Source organism: Nonomuraea sp. NPDC003707 (assembly GCF_053587055.1).
This window is the reverse complement of sequence record NZ_JBSFNK010000010.1, coordinates 45875-71147: the sequence shown is the minus strand read 5'-3', so window position 1 is coordinate 71147 and position 25273 is coordinate 45875. Positions and strand designations below refer to the sequence as shown.

General features: G+C 72.4%; 17 protein-coding genes. 7 read left to right on the top strand and 10 right to left on the bottom strand.

Translation table 11 applies throughout. From position 1 onward, the window contains the following. Positions 1 to 117: 117 nt before the first annotated feature. A complete protein-coding gene (locus tag ACWDRB_RS26330; RefSeq protein ID WP_449897786.1) occupies positions 118 to 1143 on the bottom strand; it encodes a LacI family DNA-binding transcriptional regulator in 1026 nt (341 codons plus the stop codon). 92 nt (positions 1144 to 1235) lie between these two features. Between ACWDRB_RS26330 and ACWDRB_RS26325 the strand changes: the two genes are divergently transcribed. Beyond that, positions 1236 to 3167, top strand: coding sequence for a glycoside hydrolase family 35 protein (locus ACWDRB_RS26325; RefSeq protein ID WP_449897783.1), 1932 nt, complete (start codon positions 1236 to 1238; stop codon positions 3165 to 3167). A gap of 12 nt (positions 3168 to 3179) precedes the next feature. On the opposite strand, the gene ACWDRB_RS26320 is transcribed toward ACWDRB_RS26325, so the two are convergent. Then, on the bottom strand, positions 3180 to 5141 hold the full coding sequence (locus ACWDRB_RS26320) for a beta-N-acetylglucosaminidase domain-containing protein (RefSeq protein ID WP_449897781.1): 1962 nt from the start codon (positions 5139 to 5141) through the stop codon (positions 3180 to 3182). 184 nt (positions 5142 to 5325) lie between these two features. Between ACWDRB_RS26320 and ACWDRB_RS26315 the strand changes: the two genes are divergently transcribed. Continuing rightward, a complete protein-coding gene (locus ACWDRB_RS26315) occupies positions 5326 to 7128 on the top strand; it encodes a cytochrome c oxidase assembly protein (protein ID WP_449897779.1) in 1803 nt (600 codons plus the stop codon). 37 nt (positions 7129 to 7165) lie between these two features. Here ACWDRB_RS26315 and ACWDRB_RS26310 read toward each other — a convergent pair whose 3' ends face one another. Then, positions 7166 to 7462, bottom strand: a complete 297-nt coding sequence (locus ACWDRB_RS26310) for a DUF3817 domain-containing protein (protein ID WP_363984751.1) — start codon at positions 7460 to 7462, stop codon at positions 7166 to 7168. Between the two features lie 156 nt (positions 7463 to 7618). On the opposite strand from ACWDRB_RS26310, the gene ACWDRB_RS26305 reads away from it, so the two are divergent. Continuing rightward, entirely contained in the window at positions 7619 to 8227 is a 609-nt protein-coding gene (locus ACWDRB_RS26305; protein WP_449897775.1) for a pyridoxamine 5'-phosphate oxidase family protein, read from the top strand. Positions 8228 to 8255: 28 nt separating this feature from the next. Here ACWDRB_RS26305 and ACWDRB_RS26300 read toward each other — a convergent pair whose 3' ends face one another. Together ACWDRB_RS26300 and ACWDRB_RS26295 are read right to left on the bottom strand one after the other, a co-directional pair. Continuing rightward, positions 8256 to 9527, bottom strand: a complete 1272-nt coding sequence (locus ACWDRB_RS26300; protein ID WP_449898373.1) for a M1 family metallopeptidase — start codon at positions 9525 to 9527, stop codon at positions 8256 to 8258. Then, entirely contained in the window at positions 9524 to 13363 is a 3840-nt protein-coding gene (locus ACWDRB_RS26295) for a Pls/PosA family non-ribosomal peptide synthetase (RefSeq protein ID WP_449897773.1), read from the bottom strand. The genes ACWDRB_RS26300 and ACWDRB_RS26295 overlap by 4 nt, the downstream gene beginning before the upstream one ends. Positions 13364 to 13736: 373 nt before the next feature. Here ACWDRB_RS26295 and ACWDRB_RS26290 point away from each other — a divergent pair, with 373 nt between their 5' ends. Beyond that, complete coding sequence (locus ACWDRB_RS26290; RefSeq protein ID WP_449897771.1) at positions 13737 to 15215, top strand: RICIN domain-containing protein; 1479 nt, start codon at positions 13737 to 13739, stop codon at positions 15213 to 15215. A gap of 65 nt (positions 15216 to 15280) precedes the next feature. Next, positions 15281 to 16723, top strand: a complete 1443-nt coding sequence (locus ACWDRB_RS26285) for a pectinesterase family protein (RefSeq protein WP_449897769.1) — start codon at positions 15281 to 15283, stop codon at positions 16721 to 16723. On the opposite strand, the gene ACWDRB_RS26280 is transcribed toward ACWDRB_RS26285, so the two are convergent. The 4 genes from ACWDRB_RS26280 to ACWDRB_RS26265 all read right to left on the bottom strand — a co-directional run bounded on the left by ACWDRB_RS26280 (position 16720) and on the right by ACWDRB_RS26265 (position 20937). After that, positions 16720 to 17445, bottom strand: a complete 726-nt coding sequence (locus tag ACWDRB_RS26280; RefSeq protein WP_449897767.1) for a FadR/GntR family transcriptional regulator — start codon at positions 17443 to 17445, stop codon at positions 16720 to 16722. The two genes, ACWDRB_RS26285 and ACWDRB_RS26280, sit on opposite strands and share 4 nt — an antisense overlap. Before the next feature lie 48 nt (positions 17446 to 17493). Next, the gene (locus tag ACWDRB_RS26275) at positions 17494 to 18693 is read right to left on the bottom strand and encodes an ROK family transcriptional regulator (RefSeq protein ID WP_449897765.1); all 1200 of its coding nucleotides are present in this window, start codon (positions 18691 to 18693) and stop codon (positions 17494 to 17496) included. 73 nt (positions 18694 to 18766) lie between these two features. Then, a complete protein-coding gene (locus ACWDRB_RS26270; protein ID WP_449897762.1) occupies positions 18767 to 20110 on the bottom strand; it encodes a cellulase family glycosylhydrolase in 1344 nt (447 codons plus the stop codon). 194 nt (positions 20111 to 20304) lie between these two features. After that, positions 20305 to 20937: a TetR/AcrR family transcriptional regulator gene (locus ACWDRB_RS26265; RefSeq protein ID WP_449897759.1), complete on the bottom strand. Its 633-nt coding sequence runs from the start codon at positions 20935 to 20937 to the stop codon at positions 20305 to 20307. 85 nt (positions 20938 to 21022) lie between these two features. Here ACWDRB_RS26265 and ACWDRB_RS26260 point away from each other — a divergent pair, with 85 nt between their 5' ends. Together ACWDRB_RS26260 and uidA are read left to right on the top strand one after the other, a co-directional pair. Next, complete coding sequence (locus ACWDRB_RS26260; protein ID WP_449897757.1) at positions 21023 to 22213, top strand: family 1 glycosylhydrolase; 1191 nt, start codon at positions 21023 to 21025, stop codon at positions 22211 to 22213. Then, on the top strand, positions 22213 to 23973 hold the full coding sequence (uidA, locus tag ACWDRB_RS26255; RefSeq protein WP_449897754.1) for a beta-glucuronidase: 1761 nt from the start codon (positions 22213 to 22215) through the stop codon (positions 23971 to 23973). The genes ACWDRB_RS26260 and uidA overlap by 1 nt, the downstream gene beginning before the upstream one ends. A 3-nt stretch (positions 23974 to 23976) precedes the next feature. Here uidA and ACWDRB_RS26250 read toward each other — a convergent pair whose 3' ends face one another. Continuing rightward, positions 23977 to 25215 (bottom strand): NAD(P)/FAD-dependent oxidoreductase, encoded by a 1239-nt coding sequence (locus ACWDRB_RS26250; RefSeq protein ID WP_449897751.1) that lies wholly within the window; start codon positions 25213 to 25215, stop codon positions 23977 to 23979. Between the last annotated feature and the right edge of the window lie 58 nt (positions 25216 to 25273).

The following is a 25273-nucleotide window of genomic DNA, read 5'->3' as shown; positions in this document are numbered from 1 at the left end:
CGGGGCGCCGCGCCGCCGGCCGGGGATCTGGATCTCTCGGCTGGGTCCGGACGTTGTTACAGTGGCATCGATAACATGAAGGCGCAAGAGGCACTTTGCGGACAAGCGCGACATGACTCAGTGGTGACGCGGCGGCGCCGTCGAGTCGCGCACCGACAGCGACGCGGTGGCGAGGGCGTCGGCGGCCTCGCCGGCCAGCAGCAGGGCCACGGCCGCCGCGCCGGAGCGGTAGAAGTCCTGGCGCACGGTCGTCAGCGGCGGGTGGCAGTAGGCCGCCAGGGCGATGTCGTCGACGCTCACGATGGACACGTCGGCGGGCACCGACCGGCCGTGCTCGCGCAGCGCGCGGATCACCCCGAAGGCCATCTCGTCGCTGGCGGCGAAGACCGCGGTCACGTCCGGGATCATCGCGAGGACCTGCCCCTGCCGGTATCCCGAGTCGGGCGACCAGTCGCCCTCCAGCGGGGGCGGCGCCTGGATCCCGGCCGCGGCCAGGCACTCCTGCCAGCCCTGCCGCCGCTGGCGCGCCTCGATCCACTCGTCGGGGCCCGACACGTGCCACACCTGGCGGTGCCCGAGGTCGAGCAGGTGCTGCGTGGCGACGCGGCCCGCCTCCTTCTGGTCGATCCCGAGCACCCGGGCGCTCGCGGTGCGGGAGCCGTCGAGCGTGACGGTGGGGATGTCGCGGGTGATGTCCTCCATCTTCTGCGTCACCGAGATGAGCGGCACGGCGATCACGATGCCGTCCACGCCCTGGTCGGCGAGCTTGGACAGGGACCGCTCCATCAGGCCGGTGTCGAGCCTGGCGATGGTCGCGATGCTCACCGCGTAGCCCGCCGCGCCCGCGGCCGCCTCGACGCCGGCGGTCACCGCCGAGCGCGAGTAGTAGCCGCCGGACTGCAGCAGCACGAGCCCGACGGTGTAGGTGCGCCCGGAGGAGAGCACCCGGGCGGCGTTGTTGAAGCGGTAGCCGAGCCGCTCCACGGCGGCGATCACGCGCTTCCTGGTCTCCGGGTTGACGTTCGGCGAGTCGCGCAGCGCGCGCGAGACGGTCTGCGCCGACACCCCGGCGGCTCTGGCCACATCGGCCATGCTCGGCTGCCTCGTGGGCCGCCCAGTGGGCTGCTCGGTGGCCTTCGTCATGGCGCTCCCCCTCTTGCGGCCTGCCCGCGACGTCGTCAGCTGATCCTACCGCCCTTGTTACGTATGGCATCGATAACATAGGCTCTCCCACCGTGATCGAGCTGCCCGCGCCGGACCTCTCGCCGGCCCCGACGACGACCACGCCCTCGACCCCGACCACGAGCCCGACTGCTGGGACCGCGCTCACCTGGCGCGGGCGCCGCCTGTACCGGCGCGGCGTCCCCCATCGCATCCTGTCCGGGGGGCTGCACTACTTCCGCGTCCACCCCGACCTCTGGCGCGACCGCATCCGCCGGCTCGCCGACCTCGGGCTCAACACGGTGGACACCTACGTGGCGTGGAACTTCCACCAGCCGCGCGAGGACGAGGAGCCGCGCTTCGACGGCTGGCGGGATGTCGAGCGGTTCATCCGCACGGTGGGGGAGGAGGGGCTCGACGTCGTCGTCCGGCCCGGCCCGTACATCTGCGCGGAGTGGTCGAACGGCGGCCTGCCGAGCTGGCTCACCGGCCGTGACGTCGCGATCCGCAGCTCCGACCCCGCGTTCACCTCGGCGGTCGGCCGCTGGTTCGACGAGCTGGTCCCGCGCATCGCCGCGCTCCAGGCCGCCGAGGGCGGGCCGGTCGTGGCGGTGCAGGTGGAGAACGAGTTCGGCAGCTTCGGCGACGACCAGGCGTACCTGCGCTGGAACCGCGCGGCCCTGGTCGAGCGCGGCATCGGGGAGCTGCTGTTCACCGCCGACGGGCCCACCGAGCTGATGCTGGACGGCGGCACCCTGCCGGGGACCCTGGCGGCCGCCACCCTGGGCTCCAAGCCCGACGCCGCCCGGCGACTGCTCGCGGCGCGGCGGCCGGAGGAGCCGTTCGTCGTCGCCGAGTTCTGGAACGGCTGGTTCGACCACTGGGGCGAGCGCCACCACGTCCGCGACCCCGGCGGCGTCGTGGACGCGCTCAAGCAGATCGTTGCCGACGGCGGCAGCGTGAGCATCTACATGGCGCACGGCGGGACCAACTTCGGGCTCTGGGCGGGCGCCAACGAGCACGAGGGCCGCTTGCAGCCCACCGTGACCAGCTACGACTCCGACGCGCCGGTCGCCGAGGACGGCACGCTGACCGCCAAGTTCTTCGCCGTGCGGGAGGCGCTCGGCGCACGCGGGCCCGTGCGGATGCCCGCGCGGACGCCGACGCTGCCGCCGGCGTCCGTCCCGCTCGTCCACCGCGCGGGCCTGCTGGCCGGCCTGCGTGCCGTGCCGGCGTCCACCTCGACCGGGCCGCGCCCGGCCTCGTTCGAGCGGCTCGGGCTCGACGCGGGCATGGTCCTGCACAGCGCTCGGCCGCGGATCCCGGCGGGCGAGCACCGGCTCGTCCTCACCGACGTACGCGACCGGGCCCTGGTCTTCGCCGACGGCGCCTTCCTCGGGGTCGCCGGCCCCGACCACCGGGAGCTGCCGGTACGCGGCACCGGCGCCGCCGTCCACCTGGAGGTCCTGGTCGAGAGCCTCGGCCGGGTGAACTACGGGCCCGGCATCGGCCGGCGCAAGGGCCTGATCGGCCCGGTCCTCGTGGACCGGCGGATCGTGCAGGGCTGGGACAGCACGCCGATCGCCCTGCAGGAGTGGTCCACCGCCGAGCTGAACCGCGCGCTGGAAGCCGGTATGGGCGAGCAGGCCGAGCACGCGGGCCCGACGTCCGGGCACGCGGGTCCCGGGCCCGAGCAGGCCGAGCACGCCGGTCGTGGGCCCGGGCAGGCCGGGTTCGCCGTCGCGACGGTGGACGTCGAGACGCCCGCGGACACCTTCCTGGCCCTGCCGGGATCCCGGCGGGGCCTCGTCTGGGTCAACGGGTTCCTGCTCGGCCGCTACTGGGACATCGGGCCGCAGGTCACGCTGTACTGCCCGGCGCCGCTGCTCCGCGAGGGCCGCAACACCGTGACGGTCCTCGAGCTCGAACGGCTCGGCGCGACCCTGGAGCTGCGCGACCGCCCCGAGCTGGGCCCGCCGGAGGAGTACGTCGAGGAGTTCGGCTGACCCGCCGGCCGCTCACCGCTGGAGCCGGGCGTCGGCCGCGGCCAGGAAGACGTCGAGCACCCCGTCGCCGACCTGCGGCTGGGCCGCGCCCCAGCGGTTGCGTGGCGGGCTGACCCGGACGGCGCGGGCCTGCCGCTGCAGGTCGCGCGACCCGGCGAGCAACGCGGCCGCCTTGGCCTCGTCCCCGGCCTCCCGGGCCTGCAGCGCGTCGAGCAGGTCCACCATCGCCCGGCCCCACAGCTCGGTGGCGTCCAGCCAGGACGCGGCGTCGTCGGTGAAGCCCTTCTGCACCGCTCCGCCGCGGATGGTGGCCGGCGCCGTGGCGATGGCCTTCGCGTACGGCCGCAGCGCGGTGATCGCCTGGGTGCGCCGCCCGGCGTCCCACGCCTGCCAGAACGCGGCCACCCGCGCGGCGAGCTCGGGCGCCTGGGTCTGCCAGGGGGTGCCGCCGAAGGTCGGGGCCATGTGCTCCAGGTCGCCGAAGACCAGCAGGGCCGCGGTGGCCGCCTGGTCGCCGCCGGCGAGGTAGACCATGGCGCGCGGCCAGCTCCTCCTCGCGTCGTACGCCTTGTCGTTCCAGGTGAAGTCCGCGGCGCCGAAGACCGCGACCTTGCTCGCGTACGGCTGGTTCATCGGGTTGGCCACGATGCCGGACAGGTGCGCCGCCAGGCCGCCCTCACGCTTGTCGTAGGGCGCCAGCAGCAGCCGGCCGCTGGTGTTGCCGTAGTCGTTGACCGGGTAGTTGTCCCAGACGAAGACCTTGCGCCCGAACAGCTGCGCCGCCTTCTCGGCCTGCGCGTTGGTGATCTCCGGCGGCACGGTGTCGGTGCCGGTCCACATCACCTCGACCGCGGGATCGAGGGAGGCCCGCACGGTCTGCTTGTACGTGGTGTCGGTCAGGTCGCCGTACTCGGTGGGCACCATCTGTAGCGGCTGTGCGCCGTCGTGGGTGGCGATGAAGTCGCGCTGCAGATCGTTGAGCAGGTCGACCTGGGCCTTCGCCGCGGCGGTGCGTCCGGCGGCGCCGTACGCCGTCTCGTCCGCCGCGCAGTTCCAGCGGGTGTAGCTGATGTCGTCCAGCGGGATGGAGAACGCCCTGGCGCCCAGGTCGTAGAGCGCCTGCAGCTTCCGCTTGAGGGTGTCGCGGTCCGCGCGGTCGGAGTAGCAGATCGACACGCCGGGGGAGAGCGCGAAGGTGAAGCGGACGTGGTTGGCGCCGGCCCGGGCCACCAGCTCGCCCAGCTCGGCGAGCTTGTCCGCCGGGTAGGGGTCGCGCCACTTGTCGCGGTGGTAGGGATCGTCCTTGGGGGCGTAGATGTAGGTGTTGGCCTTGACGTCGCCGTAGAAGTCCATCTGGTCGAGGCGTTCGGCGTGGGTCCACGGCGCGCCGTAGAAGCCTTCGATGGTGCCGCGCAGCGGCATGGACGGGAAGTCGCTGACCTGGACCCCCGCCACCTGCCAGCCGCCGCCGGACGGGACGAACAGCTGCCGCAGCGTCTGCACGGCGTAGAACTGGCCCGCGGCGTCCTTGCCGCCGAGCGCGATCTGGCGCGGCGTGCCGCCCGAGACTCGCAACGCGTACCCCTCGGCCTGGCCGGGGACGACCGTGCCGCCGAGCGCCTGCGCGATGTCCGGGCGGGCCGCGGGGCCGAGGCGGACCTTGAGCAGGCCGGACGTGCCCGCGGGGATCTTGTCGGGGGCGACCGTGTCCACCCGGCCGGCGCCGTGCGCCTTGAGCTCCCGTACGAGGCGGTCGCGGGCGGCGGGGTCGGTCTGGCCGTCGGCGACCACGAGCACCCGGCCGGTGACGACGGCGGCGGCGCCGGCGCCGGTCAGCGACTGCGGGGTGGGCGACACCGAGGGTAAGGGCGGGACGGGAGCGGCATGGGCCGCGGGGACGGGCAGGAGCGCCCCCGCACACAGGGTCGCGGCCAGCGCGAGGCACGCCGCAGGGGTGATCTTGCGTCTGCTCAAGGAAGTCTCCACTGGTCTATACCCATGAGGGGTCGGGGGGCGCGCCTTTCTCTGCGCGGTCTAGACCGGCAACCTGATCATCACCCTAATATCGGCATCTTTACTGTCAAGAGTTGCAATGCGGCACATGTCCGGCAAACCCTGCCAATGAACCGGCCCGCGCCCCTCCGCGTATCCGATGAATATGAGGGCAGCGACGCGGATCTACGCCGGTTCGGTGGTGGCGGCGGGGGTCGTGGTGCTGGTCGCGGCCCTGCGGTTCGGGGGTGCTGAGGCGGAGCCGATGATCGCCGGCCTGCCCACCGCCGGCCCGGTCACCGAGTGGGCCCTGCCGCTGGTCAAGCTCGGCTACGACCTGTGCGCGGTGGCCACCCTGGGAACGTTGCTGGCCGCCGTCGTCCTCGCGCCGGCCGGCTCGCCCGAGAAGGCGGCCTGCCTGCGGGCGGCCCGGTGGTGGGCGCTGGGGTGGGCGGTCACCGCCGCCCTGAGCTACCCGCTGACCATGTCGTACGTGCTGCCGCTGCCCGTCACGGACCTGATCGCCGATCCCGGCCTGCTGCGCTACGGCCTGACCATCCCGCAGGCGCGGGCTCTGCTGCCGGTGCTGGGCGCGATCACCATGGTCGTCCTGGCCACCCGGCTGCCGCGCCTGCCCGGGTGGGTCGCGCTGGCGGTCGCCGCGTTCGGGCTGCTGCCCCCCGCCTACGTCGGGCACGCCGCCTCGGCCGCCGACCACGACGTCGCGGTCTCCGCGCTGACGGCTCACCTGATCGCCGTGTCGTTGTGGGTCGGCGGGCTGGGCGCCGTCCTCATCCACTTCCGCCGCTCCGGCGACCTGCGGGCCGTGTTGTCCCGGTTCAGCACGATCGCCTTGTGCTGTTTCGCGGTGGTGGCCGTCTCCGGGATGGTGGGGGCGTGGGTGCGGCTGAGCGTCGTGTCCGACCTCTGGCAGACCGAGTACGGGCAGTTCCTACTGGCCAAGACCGCCGCGCTCGCGCTGCTCGGCCTGTTCGGCTGGACCCACCGGAGCCGTACGGTCGCGCACGTCGCCGACCGGAGCGCGCGCCACGTCTTCGTCCGGCTGGCGGCGGGCGAGATGATCGTGATGATGGCGGCCATGGGCCTGGCCGTCGGCCTGTCCCGCACCCCGCCGCCGCCCCCGCCGCCGGGCGCCGACGACGCGCACGAGCGGCTGCTGGAGTACGACCTGCCGCCCTTCACGCCCGGCGCGCTGCTCACCGAGCTCCGCCCGGACACGCTGATCCTGCTCTGCCTGGCCCTGCCCGCCGTCGGATACCTGGTCGGCGTGCGCCGGGTGGGGGACTGGCCGCTCGGCCGCACACTCGCCTGGTACGCCGGCCTGGCGCTCCTGGCGCTGGTCCTGCTCTCCGGGATCGGCGGTTACGCGCGGGCGATGCTGTCGGTCCAGGCCCTGCAGCACGTCGTGCTGGCCGTCGTGGCTCCGCTCCTGCTCTGCCTCGGCGCCCCGCTCACCCTCGCCTCCCGGGCCACCACGGAATCCTCCCAGTACGGCGACCTCGGCGCCTGGCTCCGGAAGCGCAGGTTGACCTTCCTCGTCCTGCTGCCGGCGGCGTACATGGTGGCGTTCCCGCTGCTGTACCGCACCGGCTGGCTGGTCTGGTCGCTGGCCGGTCACGCCGCCCACCTGCTCACCATGGCCCTGTTCCTGGGCGGCGGGCTGCTGGTCTTCTGGGTGCTGGCCGGCGTGGACCCGATGCCGCGCCCCGTCTCCCGGCCGCTGCGTGCCGGGCTGCTGGGCGGCGTGCTGCTGGTGCAGCTCGCCGTGGGGGCGTTCCTGCTGCTCGGCCCGCCGGTCGCGGCCGACTGGTTCTACCTGGTGGGCCCCGACGACGGGCCGGACCTCCGCACCGACCAGCAACTGGCCGGGGCCGTCCACCTGCTCGTCCCGCTGCTCCCGCTCGCCTTCCTGGCCGTACGGCAGGCGCGGCAGGTTCCAGGCCCGTGACGTACGCGCTCGGCGCCCTGGCAGCCCGCCGTCGGGGTCAGGCGAGCTGTCCGGCCGCCGTACGCGCCGCCATCCGCCGCTCGAACCACACCGAGGTGAACGGCGGCACCGCGCACGCCAGCCCCAGCACCACGGTGCCCCGGCTCCAGCCCGCCTCCCGCGCCGAGAGCATCACCCCGGCCGCGTACAGCACGAACAGCGCGCCGTGGATCGGCCCGAACACCTTCACGCCGAGCTCGCCGGTCTCGGTCACGTGCTTGAAGAACATCCCGACCAGCAGCCCCGCCCACGAGCACGCCTCGGCCACCGCCACGAGTCGAAACCAGCGCAGCACAATCCACCCTTTCGTCCGATTATCGCGCTCACTCTACAGGCTGTAGAGCGCAGCCTGATCATCGGTCCTGCCGCACCTCGATGACGTGATCTCCTGTTGTGAAGGTTAGCCTTACCTTATCTTTGGATGATGGGACATCCTTCTGAGATCCGTACGGTGACGACCGAGGCCGAGCTCCGGGAGATCGTGAAAGAGCCGCCGCAGGCCATCTGGGACAAGGACATCGCCCGGATCGACGAGCACGCGCGCACGATCATCGCCCACTCGCCGTTCGTCCTGCTGGCGACCTCGAACTCGGACGGGACCTGCGACGTCTCCCCCCGAGGGGACCCCGCCGGGTCGGTGCTGGTCCTCGACGACCACCGGCTGGTGCTCGCCGACCGCCCCGGCAACCACCGGCTCGACAGTTTCCGCAACGTGCTGGACAACCCCCACGTCGGGCTGCTGTTCATCGTGCCGGGGATGAACGAGACGCTGCGGGTGAACGGCCGCGCCACGCTCGTGTCGGACGCGCCGTTCTTCGACGACCTGGTGGTCCAGGGCAAGCGGCCGCACCTGGCGGTCCTCGTCGACGTCGAAGAGCTGTACATGCACTGCGCGAAGGCGTTCCTGCGCTCGTCGCTGTGGAAGCCCGAGACCTGGCCGGACCGCAAGAGCCTGCCGACACTCGGACGGATCGCCAAGGACCAGATGGGCATCAAGGGAGTTCCGGCGAAGGTGATCGACGCGGGTCTCGCCATGGACGCCAGGATGAACCAGTATTAGGGCGCCCCGGCGAAGGCCCCGGAGCCCGTCAGGGGAGTGGCGGCAGGGGCTTGTCGTGGAGCCAGGCCGACAGCAGCGGCCCCACCGGCTGGGCGGCGTGCCGCTGGACGTGCGCGGCGAAGTCCTGGGTGGTGACGTTCGCGTGCCGGCGCCCCGCCGTCCAGTCGCGCAGCATGGGGAAGAAGACCTCGTCGCCCAACGTCCGGCGCAGCGCGTGCACGGTCAGCGCACCCCGCTTGTACACGCGGTCGTCGAACAGCGTGCCCACCCCGGGGTCGGTCAGGATGAAGTCCTGCGGGAGGGCGGTGAGGCGCTGGTGCCAGCGCCGGGCGTGGGCGGCGGCGGGCTGCCCGCCCGAGGCCTCCGACCAGAGCCATTCGGCGTAGGTGGCGAACCCCTCCTGCAGCCAGATGTCGCTCCAGCGGGACAACGTGAGGCTGTTGCCGAACCACTGGTGCGCCAGCTCGTGCGCCACCAGCCGCTCGAACCCGCGCCGCCCGTCCACGTGGTTCCTGCCGAAGATCGACATGCCCTGCGCCTCGACCGGGATGTCCAGCTCGTCGTCGACCACGACGACGACGTAGCCGCCGAACGGATAGGGCCCGAACCGGTCGGTGAACACCGCCATCATCTCGCCCTGCCGCCCGAAGTCGTGCCGGACGCGGGTGGCCAGGCGCGTCGGATGGGCCACCCGGGTGCCCGCGACCTCCGCGAGCCGGTAGCGCCCGATCTGCACGCTGGCCAGGTAGCTCGCCATCGGCTCGGGCTGAACGTAGACCCAGGTCGTGTTCCCGCCCGCGCGGCGCTGGTCGGTGAGCGCCCCGTTCGCGACGACCACGTACGGCGACGCGGTCGTCACGGAGATCCGGTACGTCGCCTTGTCCCCGGGCCGGTCGTTGCACGGGAACCAGGACGGCGCGCCGATGGGCTGCCCGGCGACCAGCGCGCCGTCGGACAGCTCCTCCCAGCCCAGCCCGCCCCATGGGCTCGGCACCGGCACCGGCCTGCCCCCGTAGCGGACCTCGACACCGGCGACGGCGCCCGCGGCCAGCGACCAGGGCAGCGTCACCCGCAGCTTGCCCTGGCCGTGCGTGTGGCGGGTGGGAACGCCGTCCACGGTGACGCCTTCGACCCGGAAGCGGCCGAGGTCCAGGTCGAGCACGCCGAGGGGTTCGGCGGCCGTCACCGTCAGCTGGGCCGTGCCGTCGAGCCGGTTGTTCGCCAACCGGTACTTCAGCGCCAGGTCATAGTGCGACACCATGTAGCGGTGGTCGCCGTGCCCGGGGAAGTACGGTGTCATCGCCACGCCGAGATGGGGTTGCCGAACCAGCGCGTACGGCCGGGCACCGACTCCCCCCGCATGACGAGCGAGGCCGGTCCGATCGTGGCGTCGGCGCCCACCCGCGCGGCGGGCAGCACCACACCGTGCGGGCCCAGCGTCGCGCCCGCGTCGAGGGTCACCGTGTCCATGTTCATGACCCGGTCGTGGAACAGGTGGGTCTGCAGGACGCAGCCCCGGTTGACGCAGGCACCATCAGCCAATGTCACCAGATCCGCCTCTGGCAGCCAGTATGTGTCACATGTGACACCATGCCCGATATGCGCCCCGAGTGAACGCAGCCACACGTTCAGCGGCGCGGTCCCCAGCCACGGCTGCGCGAACCAGGGCGCCGCCAGCACCTCCACGAAGTTGTCCGCCAGCTCGTTGCGCCACACGAACGAACTCCACAGCGGCCGGCTGCCCGCCCGGATCCGGCCGACCAGCGCCCATTTGGCGGCCGTCGCGACCAGGGCGGCGGCCACACCCGCGGCCAGCAGCACCACGCCGCCCAGCGCGAGCGTCACCGCGAAGCCGTAGCTCGCCGCGAGCCACTCGAAGGCGGCGGCCACCAGGACGGCGAGCGCGACCGCGCACATCGCCGGCACCACGCGGAACGCCTCGACCAGCGCCCTGGCCGCCTTATACCGGGCGGGCGGGTCGTAGGTGCGGCTGCGGTCGGCGTCCTCGGCGGTGCGGCGCAGCTCCATGGGCGGCATGCCCACGTACGAGGAGCCGGACCTGGCCTTCTTCGGCGTCGCCGACAGCACGCCGACCAGGCCGTCCTTGGGCACCTTGCGGCCCGGCGCGGTCATCCCCGAGTTGCCGAGGAAGGCCCGCTTGCCGATCCGCGCGGAGGCGATGCGCATCCACCCCCCGTCCAGCTCGTACGGGGCAACCATCGTGTCGTCGGCCAGGAACGCGCCGTCGCCGACGGAGGTCATCGTGGGCAGCGCCAGCACCGTGGACAGCTCGACACCGCGGCCCACCTTCATGCCGAGCGCCCGCAGCCACACGGGCGTCAGGACGCTGGCGTACAGGGGGAACAGCCAGACCCGAGCCGAGGCCATCAGCCGCCCCGTCGCCCACGCCTGCCACGCCTGGCGGCTGTGCACCGGATGACGGCCCGCGTGCAGGCCCAGCCCGAGCAGCCGCACGCTGACCAGCGTGACCAGGGCGAAGGCCGCCATGCCCGCGAGGGTCGCGACCGGCACGCCCGGCAGGGCGGCGGCCAGGGCCGCGCCGATCGTGCGCGCGTCCCCGGCGAAGGCGGCCAGGACCGCGAGCCCGGCCGCGGCCGCGACGGCGGGGAGCAGGCTGAGCACCATGGCGCTCACCCCGTACACGGCGGCCCAGAACGGGGAGCGGGCGGGCCGCTCCGCCGGGCGCGACCTGCGGGACTTGCCCTGCCGGAACGCGGGCGCGCCGGCCCAGTGCCGGCCCGCCGGCACGGTGCCGGCGACCGCCGATCCGGGAGCGATCTGGGCGTTCTTCCCGATCCTGGTGCCGGGCAGCAGCGTCGAGCGGGAGCCGACGGTCGCGCCCGCGCCGATCCTGATCTCGCCGACGCGCAGCAGGTCGCCGTCGTACCAGTAGCCGCTGAGATCGACCTCCTGCTCGACCGAGGCGCCTCTGCCGAGCTTGAGCAGCCCCGTGACGGGCGGCGGCGAGTGCAGGTCGGCGTCGGCGCCCACCTGGGCGCCGAGCAGCCGGGCGTACCACGCCATGTAGGGAGCCCCGGCCAGGTCGGGCACGCCGAGCCGCTCCGCGAACCGCTCGGCGAACCACACCCGTAGGTGCACGCCGCCGCCGCGCGGATAGGCGCCGGGCCGAACGCCGCGCAGCACCAGCCGGGCCACGCCCGCGGACAGGCCCATCCGCCCGGCGGGGGTGACGAACAGCAGCGCGCCCAGCGCCACCCACCACCACGACAACAGGGGAGCCCACGACGGCGCGAGCAGGTTGCCGAGCGCGGCGAGCAGCACGATCCAGCGCGCCGCGCCGGCGCTCAGCAGCACGACCATGAGCGCGGACTGGGCCAGCGCGGACCGCCCGGGCATCGGGGTCACCGGCGGCCGATCCGGCTCGGCCTCGCCCCTGCCGGCCAGCAGCCGGGCCAGCCCGCCGAGCGTCGGCTGGGCGTACACGTCGCCCACGGCCACGTCGGGATGGTCGGCGCGCAGGACCGACACCAGCCGGGCCGCGGCCAGACTGGTGCCGCCGTCGGTGAAGAAGTCGGCGTCGGGGCCGCTCGGCGGCACGCCGAGGACGGCGGCCCAGTGCCCGGACAGCCGCGCCTCGGCCGGGCTCAGCGCGACCTCCGCGGCGGCCGGCTCGGTCAGCGGCCACGGCAGCGCGGCCCGGTCGATCTTCCCCGAGGTCCTCGTGGGCAGCGAGTCGACCGGCGCCAGGCGCGGCACCAGGGCCGCGGGCAGCGTGTCCGCGAGCCGTTCGCGCGCCTGGGCGAGGTCGAAGCCGGGCTCGGTGACGAGGTAGCCGACGAGCACCTGGTGGCCGCCGCCGGCGGTGCGGACGGCGGCGGCCGCGCCCGCGACCCCGGGCAGCGCCTGCAGCGCCGCGTCCACCTCGCCCAGCTCGATCCGGCGGCCGCCCAGCTTCACCTGGTCGTCGGCCCGGCCGGCGAAGATGAGCCCGTCGGGTTCGGCGCGTACGAGGTCGCCGCTGCGGTAGGCGCGCTGCCAGCCCAGCGAGGGCAGCGGCGCGTACTTCTCGGCGTCCTTGGCCGGGTCCAGGTAGCGGGCCAGGCCGACGCCGCCGATCACCAGCTCGCCGGTCTCGCCCATGGCCACCGGCTCGCCCGAGCCGTCCACGACCGCGAGGTCCCACCCGTCGAGGGGCAGGCCGATGCGGACCGGGCCCTCGCCGGTGAGCCGCGCCGCCGTGGCCACCACGGTGGCCTCGGTGGGCCCGTACGTGTTCCACACCTCGCGCCCCGGCACGGCCAGCCGCTCGGCCAGCTCGGGAGGGCAGGCCTCGCCGCCGAAGATGAGCAGCCGGATGCCGTCGAGGTGCTCGGCCGGCCAGAGCGCGGCCAGCGTGGGCACGGTCGAGACGGCCGTGATCCGGTGGGCGGCCAGCCACGGGCCCAGGTCCATCCCGGTGCGCACCAGGGCTCTGGGCGCGGGCACGAGGCAGGCGCCGTGCCGCCAGGCCAGCCACATCTCCTCGCAGGAGGCGTCGAAGGCCACCGAGAGCCCGGCCAGCACCCGATCACCGGGGCCCAGCGGCCGCTCCTGCAGGAACAGCCCCGCTTCCGCGTCCACGAACGCGGCGGCGGACCGGTGCGTCACCGCGACGCCCTTCGGCTTGCCGGTCGAGCCGGAGGTGAAGATGATCCACGCGTCGTCGCCGGGCTCCGGCGGCGCGGGCGCCCGGCCCGGGGTGCCGGTCACCGTGAGCTCCCCGGAGACGATCGCGTCCACGCCGGCCTCGGCGAAGACGGTCTCCGCGCGCTCGGCCGGGTCGTCGGCGTCGACGGGCACGTAGGCGGCGCCGGCGGCGAGCACGGCGAGGATGGACACGTACAGCTCGGCGGTCCCCGACGCGAGGCGCACGCCGACGCGGGAGCCGCGGCCGACGCCGGCCTCGCCGAGCCCGGCGACCAGCCGGTCCACCTCGGCGCGCAGCGACAGGTAGTCGAGGACCACGGTGCCGTCGTCGATCGCCGGCGCGTGCGGGTGGCGGCGCGCGGTCTCGTCGAGGACGTCGATGAGGGTACGGGGCGATGGGGCCAGCACGCCCGCGGGGTAGACCGCGGTCGCCGCCCTCAGGCGTAAATCGGCCGGATTGCTGCGCAAGCGTGCTCCCTGGATGGACGACGGGTGACATGCCAGAGTACGCGCACAGGGTTACGGACCGGGCCGCCGGGTGGCCGAGGAAAGTTTCAGATGGGCGCGCCGCCGAATCATCGAAATTTTTCGGATGACGGCCCGCCGCCTTTCGCCCCGGGTCATGCAATGACCAGCGAAAAACGCCGCAAGGGCGGGCTGACCGGCCGTCAGGGGCTCTGAAAACGGGGGCTCGACCAGCTTCCTCCTGTTTGTTTCATGGATTGACGTAATCAGAAACGCGGTCGTAACCTCAGCGCACTGACGCGGAGGGCGGCGATTTAGTGAAGCGCGCTGATTCGTCCGATGCGGAGATTCCTCTCGACCTTCGAGGATGCGATCAATGAATCTGCTCACAACCATCAAAGGCCGCACCCGATCGATCGGCGTCCCCATGGCCGCCGTCCTGGTCACCGCCACCGCGCTGGTGACGTCCGCGGGACCGGCGCAGGCGGCGGCCCCGGCCGACGGCGCCGTGTACACCCTGGCGTCGGCGTCGAGCGGCAAGTGCGTCGATGTGACGGGCGCCTCGGCCGACAACGGCGCCCTGCTCGTCCAGACCGCCTGCGTCCCCACCGCCGCCGATCAGCAGTTCAAGGCGGTGGCGCGGGGGAGCGCGTTCAATCTGGTCAACAGTGGCAGCACCCGGTGTGTCGACGTGCCGGGCGGGTCCACGGTCTCCGGTACGCAGTTGCAGCAGTGGGGTTGCGGCGACGGCAGCAAGACCAACCAGCAGTGGACCTTCACGCCTTCCTCCGCCGCGTCCGGCAAGTACCTGGTGAAGAGCGTCGCGACCGGCCTGTGCGTGAGCAACAAGGACGGCTCCACGGCGGGCAACAACCCGATCGTGCAGGAGATCTGCTCCGACGTCGCCCGCATGCAGTGGTCCGTCAACTCCACCTCGTCCGGCGACCGGGTCTGGTCCAACAACGCCGACGGGTTCGCCGCCACCAGCGGCAGCGGCCTGTCGACCACCACCGGAGGCGCGGCCGGCGCCACGGTGACCGTCACCACCTATGCCGACCTGGTGAAGTACGCCACCGCCGCCGACCCGTACGTCATCAAGGTCAACGGCGCCATCACCGTCACGCCGTACGGCACCGAGATCAAGGTCGCCTCCAACAAGACCATCGTCGGCGTCGGCACCAGGGGCCACATCGTCAACGGCGGCTTCTTCCTCGGCACCGGCGTCAGCAACGTCATCATCCGGAACCTGACCATCCGCGACACCCGCATGGCCGACGACGACCCCGACGACAAGCTGTACGACTACGACGGCATCCAGATGGACACCGCCCACCACATCTGGATCGACCACAACACGATCACCCGGATGAACGACGGGCTGATCGACAGCCGCAAGGACACCAGCTACCTCACCGTGTCCTGGAACGTCCTGTCGGAGAACAACAAGGCGTTCGGCATCGGCTGGACCGACAACGTCACGGCGCGGATGACGATCCACCACAACTGGATCCACGACAACAACCAGCGCAACCCCAGCACCGACAACGTCGCCTACGCCCACCTGTACAACAACTACCTGCAGAACATCACCGGCTACGGCAACTACTCGCGCGGCGCCACCAAGATGGTCCTCGAGAACAGCTACTACGACAACGTCAAGGACCCCTACTACAGGGACGACGCCGCCGAGCTCCGCCAGAGCGGCAGCATCGTGGTCAACTCGACGGGCCAGCGGGAGACCGGCGGCTCCGCCTTCACGCCGTCCTCCTTCTACTCCTACACGCTGGACCCCGCGGCGCAGGTCCCGGCGCTCCTTCGCACCTACGCGGGCCCGCAGGCCAACATCGGCCTGTGATCGACACCCCGGGCCGGCGCCAGAGCCGGCCCGGGGCACCCCCCCACCTCAGGAAAGGACCGACCATGCGCCACGGCATCCAGGCACCGTCACGCGCCGCGAAGATCGCGGTCGTCCTGGCGATGCCCGTCACCGTTCTGACCCTCTCCACCGGAGTGAGTTCGGCCGCCGCGGCCCCGGCCGACGGCGGCGTCTACACGCTGGCGTCGGGGTCGAGCGGCAAGTGCGTCGATGTGACGGGCGCTTCGGCCGACAACGGCGCCCTGCTCGTCCAGACCGCCTGCGCCGCCTCCGCGCTCGATCAGCAGTTCAGGGCGGTGGGGCGGGGGAGCGCGTTCAATCTGGTCAACGGCGGCAGCGGCCGGTGCGTCGACGTGCCCGGGGCTTCGACGGTCTCCGGCACGCAGTTGCAGCAGTGGGGCTGCGGCGACGGCAGCAAGACCAACCAGCAGTGGACCCTCACGCCCTCGACGGCCGCCTCCGGCAAGTACCTGGTGAAGAGCGTCGCGACCGGCCTGTGCGTGAGCAACAAGGACGGCTCCACCGCGGGCAACAACCCGATCGTCCAGGAGACCTGCTCCGACGTCGCCCGCATGCAGTGGACCTTCAACTCCACCTCCGGATCGGCCACCCCGACGGTGGCGTCCGACGGCACCGGCCGCTACCGGACCGTGCAGGCGGCGATCGACGCGGTGCCGGCCGGCAACAGCAGCCAGGTGGTGATCACCATCAAGCCGGGCACCTACCGGGAGATCGTCGTCGTCAACAAGCCGTACGTGACGCTGCAGGGCCTGGGCTCGTCCCCGTCGGACACCCTCATCGTGAACAACCACTCGGCCTACACCCACGGCACCTCCGGCAGCTACACCGCGCTGATCTCGGCACGTGACGCCGCCGCCACCAACCTGACGATCTCCAACGACCTCGACGAGAGCACCGTCCCCAGCGGCGCGCAGGCCGTCGCGCTGCGGCTGGACGGCGACCGCACCACGCTGACGAACGTCCGCATCCTGGGCGACCAGGACACCTTCCTCGTCAACGACTCGGCCCGCGCGTACGTCAAGAACTCCTACGTGGAAGGGACCGTCGACTTCATCTTCGGCGGCGGCACGATCGTCTTCCACAGCTGCGACATCTACGAGAAGCGAAGCACGGGCGGCCCCGTCACCGCGGCCAGCACGGCGGCGGCCAAGACGTACGGCTTCCTGTTCTACAAGTCGCGCATCACCGGCGCCACGAACAACACGACCACCCTCGGACGGCCGTGGCGGCCCGACGCGCAGGTGCTCTACCGGGAGTCGACGCTGAGCGCGGCGATCGCGACCGCGCAGCCGTGGACGGACATGTCATCGAACTCCTGGAAGAACGCCCGCTTCCTCGAATATCGGAACAACGGCGCCGGCGCGACCACCAACGCCAACCGCCCGCAGCTCAGCGACGCGCAGGCGGCGAACTACACCCCCCAGAAGTACCTGGCCGGCGGCGACGGCTGGAACCCCGCCGGCTAGTGCTGGTGACCGCCCTGTTCGGCGTGGATCTTCTTGGCGATGTCGACGTCCGCGATCGAGCGCTCGATGAGCGCTCGCATCGCGGTCTCGGCCGCCTTCGGTCGCTGCCGGCGGACGGCCAGCAGGACCTCGGCGTGCTTGTCGGCGGACTCGCTGGTGAGGTTCGCGTGCACGAACTGGTCGCGCAGCCGCAACCCGGCCTCGATCGCGGTCGCCATCCGGGCCATCAGCTCGTTGTGCGCCGCGCGCAACATGGCGTGGTGGAAGGCCAGGTCGGCCTCGACCTGGTCGCCGGTAGGCCGGCCGGCGGCCTCGCGCATGGCGGTCAGAGCGTCCTCGAGCGCGGCCAGGTCCCGGTCGGTACGCCGTAGCGCGGCCATGCGCGCCACCGCGGGCTCGATCGTCAGGCGCACTTCGCCCAGCTCGTCGAGGAACACCTCGTCGACCTGGGCGGCGAAGCGCCAGCGCAGCACGTCGGCGTCGAGCAGCGACCACTGCTCGCGCGGCGCGACGAACGTGCCGCGCCGGGGCCGCGCGCCCACCAGACCCTTGGCGGCGAGCACGCGCAGCGCCTCCCGCACCGCCGTCCGGCTCACCCCGAACCGCTCCTGCAGCGCCACCACGTCGAGGTCCTCGTCGGGGGCGATGACGCCGTTGACGATGGCCGTGCCGAGACTGACGACCACGCGGTCGTGGGCGCCGACCCTTCCGATCTCCTCCATGCCGGAATCATGCCATGGCCGGGCCGCCTGCAACAAAAAGTAATCATATTAATGAAGATGAGCCAGCTCCAGGACGGCCAGCTCGCCCTGCAGGACGAGCACGGCCCCGCCGATCGCGGCCGCGTCCGAGCCGCTAACCGAGGAGACCACCCGCACCGGGTGCGCGCGCCGGGCGAAGGTGCGCCGCCGCACCTCCTCCTGGACGACCGACTGGTAGATCGGGCCCGCCGCGGCGAGGCTGGGCCCGGCGAGCACGATCGTGTCGAGGTCGAACAGGCTCGCCATGGTGACGGCGGCGGTGCCCAGGTGGCGGGCGGAGCGCTCGATGAGGGTACGCGCCTCCGGGTCTCCGGCCAGCGCCGCGGTCGCGATGCGGCCGAACGCGGCCATGACGTCGGTGTCGGCGGGGTCGAGCCCCAGCCGCCGGCCGAGGCTGGATGCCTCCAGCGCCTGCCTGATCACCGCGGTGGGGTCGGCGTAGTTGCCGAGGCAGCCGTAGTTGCCGCAGCCGCACGGCCCCCCGTCAAGGTCGACCGTGATGTGGCCGATCTCGACGCCGTTGGAGGAGCTGCCCCGGTACAGCTCGCCGTCCACGACGACGCCCCCGCCGATGCCGCTGGCCATGTAGACGCAGCCGAACGCGGGTGTGTCCACCGCCCCCAGCCAGTACTCCCCGATCGCCGCGGCCGCCGCGTCGTTGTCGAGCAGCACCGGCAGGCCCAGCATCTCCGACAGGCGCGGCGCGACCGGGTATCCGAACCATTCGGCGGTCGGCTGGTGGGTCAGCAGCACGCCCGCCCGCCGGTCCTGCGGCCCGTACGTCGCCAGCCCCACCCCGAGCACCTTCCCGCGATCGACCCCGGCGGTGTCGAGCAGGGCGTTCACGCGCGAGGCCACCAGCGAGAGGCCCTGCCCGGGAGGCAGCAGGGCCGTGCCGGGGAACGAGGTCCGCGCGACGGGCCGGCCCGTCAGGTCGGCGAGGACGACGACGCAGGTGTTGCGTTCGAACAGGACGCCCACCGCGTACCGGGCCCGCGGGTTGAGCTGCAGCAGCGTCCGGGGTTTGCCGCCGGTGGACGCCCCGCGCCCGACCTCCACGACCAGCCCGTGATCCATGAGCTCGCGGACCACCTGGGTGATGGTCGCCGGCGTGACCCCGGACTCGGCGGCGAGCTCGATCCGGCTGATGGTGCGCGCCGCCCGGATGCGGTTGAGCACGATCCCGCGGGTTCTCGGCCTCCCGGCCACTCGGTCTCCCTTACTTCGGGTGCCAAAGAAAGCCGGGCCCGGGCCGGTGCGTCCGGCCCGGGCCGTCGTTCCGTCAGCGGGCGGCGCAGGACGGCGTGGGGACGCTGTTGCTGCCGTTCCACGAGCCCAGGAACCCGAAGGTCGTACTGGCTCCGGCGCCGAGGCTGCCGTTGTAGCTCATGTTGCGGGCGGTCACGTTGGGCCCGCTGTTGCTGACCGTCGCGTTCCAGGCGTTGGTGACGGTCTGGCCGTTGGCGAAGGCCCACGTCACCGTCCAGCCGCTGATCGCCGAGCTGCCCGCGGTGACCCGGACCTCGGCCTGGAAGCCGCCGCCCCACTGGCCGGTCACCTGGTAGGTGGCCGAGCAGGCGCCGGAGGGAGGCGTGGGGGTGGGGGTTGGGGTGGGAGTGGGAGTGGGAGTGGGCGACGGGGTGCCGGACGAGCCGCCGTAGATCGTGGCCTCCTTGGCGGTCGCCTTGATGCCGTTGGCGCCGTTGAAGATCCGCTGGCCCCACGTGGTGAGCTGGCTCGGGTTGAAGCCGGTCGCCATGTCGAGGATCGGGTCGGTGTTGCCGCTCCAGGACCAGCCGAGATAGCCGAGGCCGCGCGACTGCGCCTCGGCCAGGATCGTCTCGTGGTCGACCTCGCTGGAACTGAAGCGCCAGCCGAACTCGCCGATGACCAGCGGCCACCCGTTCGCCTGGAACCGGTTGAGGTAGTCGACGATACTGGCGGCGGTGTTGAAGACGGCGTACATGTGGATCGACAGCACGGTGTTGTGCTGGGTGTCGGCGTTCAGAATCGTCTGGGCGTTGTCGCGCATGACGTACTGCCAGTCCTGGCCCCAGTTGGGGGCGTCGACCATGAGCAGGTGCTCGAAGCCGTTGCTGCGCATCTTCTTGATCGCGTTCGCGGTGGCGGCGGTCCACTGGGCGGCGTTGGTGTTGCCGATCGGCTCGTTGCCGATGTTGATGACGACGTAGTTCTCCTGGCCGACGAGCGCGCTCTTCTGGCTGATCCAGTAGTCGGCCGCCTCGTCGAGCGAGGCGGCGGCGCCCTCCTCGCCGTACCCGGTGGTGTCGTGCACCTCCAGCACGCAGATCAGCTTGTTCTGCTTGCACAGGGAGATGACGTTGGCGACGTCGGTGGACGGGCCCCACCGCTTGCCGCTGCCGAGCACGACGCGCACGGTGTTGGCGCCGAGCGCCTTGATGTTGGCGAACGAGCCGGTCTGGCTGGTGTACCAGACGTGGGGGTGATTGACGCCCCGCATGATGAATTCCCGGCCGTTGGCCTCGACGATCTTCGTGCCGCTGACGTGCAGGCCCGCGGCCGCGGACGCGGACTGGACGTACACCAAGACCGACGCGACGGCCGCGAGTACGGCGGCGCCGAGGGCGAGAAGCCTTCTTCTCATGACCTACCTCGTGGTCGGGCCCCGGCCATCCGGGGCGGGAAGCGCCCCACACGCTATAGAGCCGCCGAAGGCCGGAGAAGCAGGGGAGATCACGCCCGCCCCGCGCGAAGTGCCGATCCACGCCCCTGCCTGCGACGACCGGCTCGGGGGAGGTGAGGGATCACCTGAAAGTTTCAGCCGTTAAATAAGTCTGCTCACGACAGGGCCGCGCGGGGCAGCCCCGGAATGACCGAGAGGAAGAACTCGCGGATGGCGGATTCGACCTTCACGGAGTCGCGGTCGAAGAGCCACTGCGCCTGCAGGCCGTTGATGAGGGAGATGGTCATGGTGGCCAGCGTCTCGGGGTCGATCACCGGGCGCAGCCCGTCGCGTTCGGCCAGGGCGGTGAAGGTGTCGGCGTAGAAGCGGCGCAGATTGCGGTAGCGGTCGGCGTAGTAGGCGTGCGCGGGATGGTCGGGAGAGGTCGCCTCGCCCGACACGACGCAGTGCAGCTCCATGAGCCCCGGCTGGAGCTCGTTGTCGACGATGACGGCGATCATGCCTTTCAGGGTCTCGACGGGGTCGGCGGCCGGGTCCAGCACCTTGGCCGCCTCCAGGAACTCGGTGCCGCGCTCGTCACGCAGCTCCAGCACCCCGAGGAGCAGGTCTTCCTTGCGGGGGAAGTGGTGCAGCAGCCCAGTGTGGCTGATGCCGGCGCGCTTGGCGATGTCCTTCATGGTGGCGCCGTAGAAGCCGGTCTCGCCGAACGCGTCCACGCAGGCCTCGAGGACGCGCCGGCGCACCGCCGCCGTCTTCGCGTACGGGCCGCGGTTGCCGGATGCCATCATGGACGCCCCTCCAAATTAGTATCGCGATTCGGTTTTCATGCTAGCGTGTCGCCGACACCCATGGTCTCGAGCAAGGAACTCCACCATGCCCCAGCTCCCCTCCGGTTTCCTCTGGGGTGCGGCGACCGCGCCGCACCAGGTGGAAGGCAACAACGTCAACAGCGACTGGTGGGCCCTCGAGCGGCAGATGCCGGGCATGCAGCGCAGCGGCGACGCGGTCGACAGCTACCACCGCTTCGCCGAGGACATGCGCCTGCTGGCCGAGGCCGGGCTCAACGCCTACCGCTTCGGCATCGAGTGGGCCCGCATCGAGCCGGTCCCCGGGGAGTTCAGCCGAGCCGAGCTCGCCCACTACCGCCGGATGATCGACACCGCCCTCGACCTGGGTCTCACCCCTGTCATCACCCTGCACCACTTCACGAACCCGCGCTGGTTCAGCTGGCTCGCCGAGGACGCCACCCGGCGTTTCCAGACGTACGTGCGGGAGGCCACGAGCATCCTCGACGGCGTCGAGTGGGTGTGCACGATGAACGAGCCCAACATGCTCGCCCTCATGATCGGGATGGCCCGGGACGCGCAGGCCATCCAGCGGTCGACCGAGGAGTGGATGAGCCCCACCGTCGAGGGCGCCGCGCGGCCGGTGCTCCCCGACCCCGACCCGGAGATCGGCGAGCGGCTGGCCGAGGCGCACCACGCGGCCCGCGCGGTCGTGAAGCAGCACACCGGGGCGGCCGTCGGCTGGACGGTGGCCTGCCAGGCGCTCACCCCGACCCCGGGCAACGAGGACAAACTGCGCGAGGTGCGCCGCGTCCGTGAGGACCTCTACCTGGAGGCCGCCCGCGGCGACGACTTCATCGGCGTGCAGTCCTACTCCAGCCAGGCCGTCGACGAGAACGGCGTCGTCCCGCACCCGCAACACCCGGACAACACGATGACCGGCAACGCCTACCGGCCCGACGCCATCGGCATCGCCGTCCGGCACGCCTGGGAGACGGCCGGCCGCACGCCGATCCTCGTCACCGAGAACGGCATCGCCACCCCGGACGACACGCGGCGGATCGCCTACACCTCCGAGGCGCTCGGTCACCTGTTCGACGCCATGGATGACGGCATCGACGTGCGCGGCTACCTCCACTGGACCGCGCTGGACAACTTCGAGTGGGGCCACTGGGAGCCGACCTTCGGCCTCATCGCCGTCGACCGCACGACGTTCGAGCGCCACCCCAAGCCGAGCCTGGCCTGGCTGGGCGGGGTCGCCCGCCGAGGGGAGATCTGATGCTGAAGCCGCGCTCCACCCCCACCCGCGAGCTGGTCGGTCTCGACGGGCTCTGGCGGTTCGCCCTCGACGGCGGCCCCGGCCCGCTCGACACCACGCTGGAGGCGGCGGTCCCGGCCAGCTACAACGACCTGTTCACCGACAGCGCGATCCGCGACCATGTGGGCTGGGCCTGGTACCAGCGGCAGGTGCGGGTGCCGCGCGGCTGGGCCGGCGAGCGCGTCGTCCTGCGCGTCGACGCCGCCACCCACCAGGGCCGGGTCTACGTCGACGACGTCCTGGTGGCCGAGCACGTGGGCGGCTACACGCCCTTCGAGGCCGACATCACCGAGCACGTACGCGCCGGCCAGGAGTTCCGCCTCACCATCGGGGTCAACAACGAGCTGACCGACACGACGATCCCGCCCGGCACGATCACCGTCACCGCCGACGGGCGGCGCCGGCAGACGTACCTGCACGACTTCTACAACTACGCGGGCCTGGCCCGCTCGGTGTGGCTCTGCAGCCGTCCCGCCGTCCACGTCGAGGACATCACCGTCGTCACCGCCATGGACGGGACGGTGGAGTACACGGTCCGGACCAGCGCGCCCGCCCGGGTCCGCGTCCGCGTCCTGGACGCCACCGGCGCCCAGGTCGCCACGGCCGACGGCGCGAACGGCATCCTGCGCATCGAGGACGTGCGGCTGTGGCGGCCCGGCGCGGCCTACCTCTACGACCTGGTCGCCGAGATCCTGGACGGTGAGCAGGTCGTCGACAGCTACCCCGAGCCGTTCGGCGTGCGGACGGTGGAGGTGCGCGGCACCGAGTTCCTCATCAACGGCGAGCCGTTCTACTTCACCGGCTTCGGCAAGCACGAGGACACGCCGGTGCGCGGCAAGGGCCACGACAACGCCTATCTCGTGCACGACTTCCAGCTCATGGACTGGATCGGCGCCAACTCCTTCCGCACCTCGCACTACCCGTACGCGGAGGAGGTGATGGAGTTCGCCGACCGGCACGGCATCGTCGTCATCGACGAGACCGCCGCCGTGGGCCTCAACCTCGCCGTCGCGTCCGGGCTCACCGGCGCCCCGCCCCGGCCCACCTTCTCGCCGGACACGTTCGGCGAGGCCACCCGCGAGGCGCACGCCCAGGCGATCCGCGAGCTGGTCGCCCGCGACAAGAACCATCCCAGCGTCGTCATGTGGTGCATCGCCAACGAGCCGGCCTCCAACGAGGAGGGCGCGCGCGAGTACTTCGAGCCGCTGGTGGAGCTCACCCGCGAGCTCGACCCCACCCGCCCGGTGAGCTACGCGGCGGTGCTCTTCGCCACGCACGACAACGACCGCATCGCCGACCTCTTCGACGTGCTGTGCGTCAACCGCTACTACGGCTGGTACGTCGCCACCGGCGACCTCGCCACGGCCGAGACCTACCTGGAGCACGACCTGCGCGGCTGGGCCGACAGGTTCGGCAAGCCGATCATGATGAGCGAGTACGGCGCCGACACCATGCCCGGCCTGCACTCGGTGTGGGACACGCCGTGGACCGAGGAGTACCAGCAGGCCTACCTCGAGATGAACCACCGCGTGTTCGACCGGATCGAGGCGTTCGTCGGCGAGCACGTGTGGAACTTCGCCGACTTCCAGACCTCCCACGGCATCCACCGCGTGGACGGCAACAAGAAGGGCGTCTTCACCCGCGACCGCAGGCCCAAGGCCGCCGCCCACGCGCTGCGGGCCCGCTGGAGGTCGCTCGCCGGCCGCAAACCACAGGGATAGCGGTCACTCCAAGGCGAGGCGCACCGGGCCGCCCGCGGGGTCGGCGCTCGCCACCAGGGAGAAGGGGACGCGGAAGACCCGGCCGGGAGCGGCCGGCCACGGGAGCCGGGTACGGCCGAGGACGTGTCCGTCCTGGGTGGCGGTGACCCGCGGAAGCGTCCGGAAGGCGTCCGCCCACAGCAGGAGCCTGCCACGGGAGGGCGGCGGCCCGCCGGGGCGGACGAGCTGCGGCGCGACCCAGCGCAGAGGCGCCTCGGCCACCAGCGGCACCCCGCCGGCGGGGGCGGGGTCCCCGGCCAGGTGCCGCAGGACGGCCGCGGCCACGTGGCGGCCGTCGAGCGCGGCGACGTCGGCCGTGTCGACCGGGTGCAGGAGGTTCCCGGCCGCGAACACCCCGGGCAGGCTCGTCGCCAGGGAGGTGTCCACGCGCGGCCCGAGCGTGGCCGCGTCCATCTCCAGGCCGCCCGTACGGGCCAGCTCGTGGTCGGGGATCCAGTCGCCGGTGGTGATCACCGTGTCGCAGGGGACGCGGCGGCGTCGCCCGGTGCCGAGGTCCTCGATGTCGACCGAGGTCACGCGGCCCTTGCCGTTGACGGCGACGACCCGGGTGCGGGCCCGGACGAGCACGCCGAAGGCCAGCCGTCCCGGGAGGTGGAAGGCCGCGTAGGCTTCGGGCCGGTCGTACTCGCTGGTCATCAGCACCGTGCGGCAGCCCGCCTCGCGCAGGGTCAGGACCGCCGACCAGCTGACCAGCTCGGCGCCGACGACCACGGCGCGCCGCCCGACCTCGCGGTGGTGCAGGTGGACGAGGTTCTGCAGCTGGCCGGTGGTGTAGACGCCGTCGGGACGGTCGCCGGGGATGAGCCGGGCCGGGCGGGGCCGCTCCCGGGCTCCGGTCGCCAGGACCACCGCGTCGGCCCGGACGAGGCGGCGGCCGTTCGGCGAGGTCACCTCCAGGGTCCGCGGTCCGGCCCAGCCGGTGACCATGGCCTCGGTCTCCAGCCGGGCTCCGGCGTCGCGGGCGTGGCGGGTCAGCCGGCGCGCGTACGCGGGGCCGGAGATGAATCTGCGCAGGTCGCGCAGGCCGTAGCCGGGGTGGTCGCTGTGCCGGGGGATGCCGCCGGTCTCCGGCTCGCGTTCCAGGACCAGGACGTCGCCGTCCACGGACGGGGCGAGCGTGGCGGCGGCGGTGAGCCCGGCCGGACCTCCGCCGATCACGGCCACCCGTACGCGCTCGGTCACAGGTCCTCCTTCGTCGGACCTGCGACCAGGTCGCTGTGCTGTCTCGTTCCCTCGCTTC

What these genes read in the sequence shown, in the direction of transcription:
- ACWDRB_RS26330 (WP_449897786.1), bottom strand. Translation starts at nt 1,143, where the DNA reads ATGACGAAGGCCACCGAGCAGCCCACTGGGCGGCCCACGAGGCAGCCG.
- ACWDRB_RS26315 (WP_449897779.1), top strand. Translation starts at nt 5,326, where the DNA reads ATGAGGGCAGCGACGCGGATCTACGCCGGTTCGGTGGTGGCGGCGGGG.
- ACWDRB_RS26300 (WP_449898373.1), bottom strand. Translation starts at nt 9,527, where the DNA reads ATGACACCGTACTTCCCCGGGCACGGCGACCACCGCTACATGGTGTCG.
- ACWDRB_RS26290 (WP_449897771.1), top strand. Translation starts at nt 13,737, where the DNA reads ATGAATCTGCTCACAACCATCAAAGGCCGCACCCGATCGATCGGCGTC.
- ACWDRB_RS26285 (WP_449897769.1), top strand. Translation starts at nt 15,281, where the DNA reads ATGCGCCACGGCATCCAGGCACCGTCACGCGCCGCGAAGATCGCGGTC.
- ACWDRB_RS26280 (WP_449897767.1), bottom strand. Translation starts at nt 17,445, where the DNA reads ATGGAGGAGATCGGAAGGGTCGGCGCCCACGACCGCGTGGTCGTCAGT.
- ACWDRB_RS26270 (WP_449897762.1), bottom strand. Translation starts at nt 20,110, where the DNA reads ATGAGAAGAAGGCTTCTCGCCCTCGGCGCCGCCGTACTCGCGGCCGTC.
- ACWDRB_RS26265 (WP_449897759.1), bottom strand. Translation starts at nt 20,937, where the DNA reads ATGATGGCATCCGGCAACCGCGGCCCGTACGCGAAGACGGCGGCGGTG.
- ACWDRB_RS26260 (WP_449897757.1), top strand. Translation starts at nt 21,023, where the DNA reads ATGCCCCAGCTCCCCTCCGGTTTCCTCTGGGGTGCGGCGACCGCGCCG.
- uidA (WP_449897754.1), top strand. Translation starts at nt 22,213, where the DNA reads ATGCTGAAGCCGCGCTCCACCCCCACCCGCGAGCTGGTCGGTCTCGAC.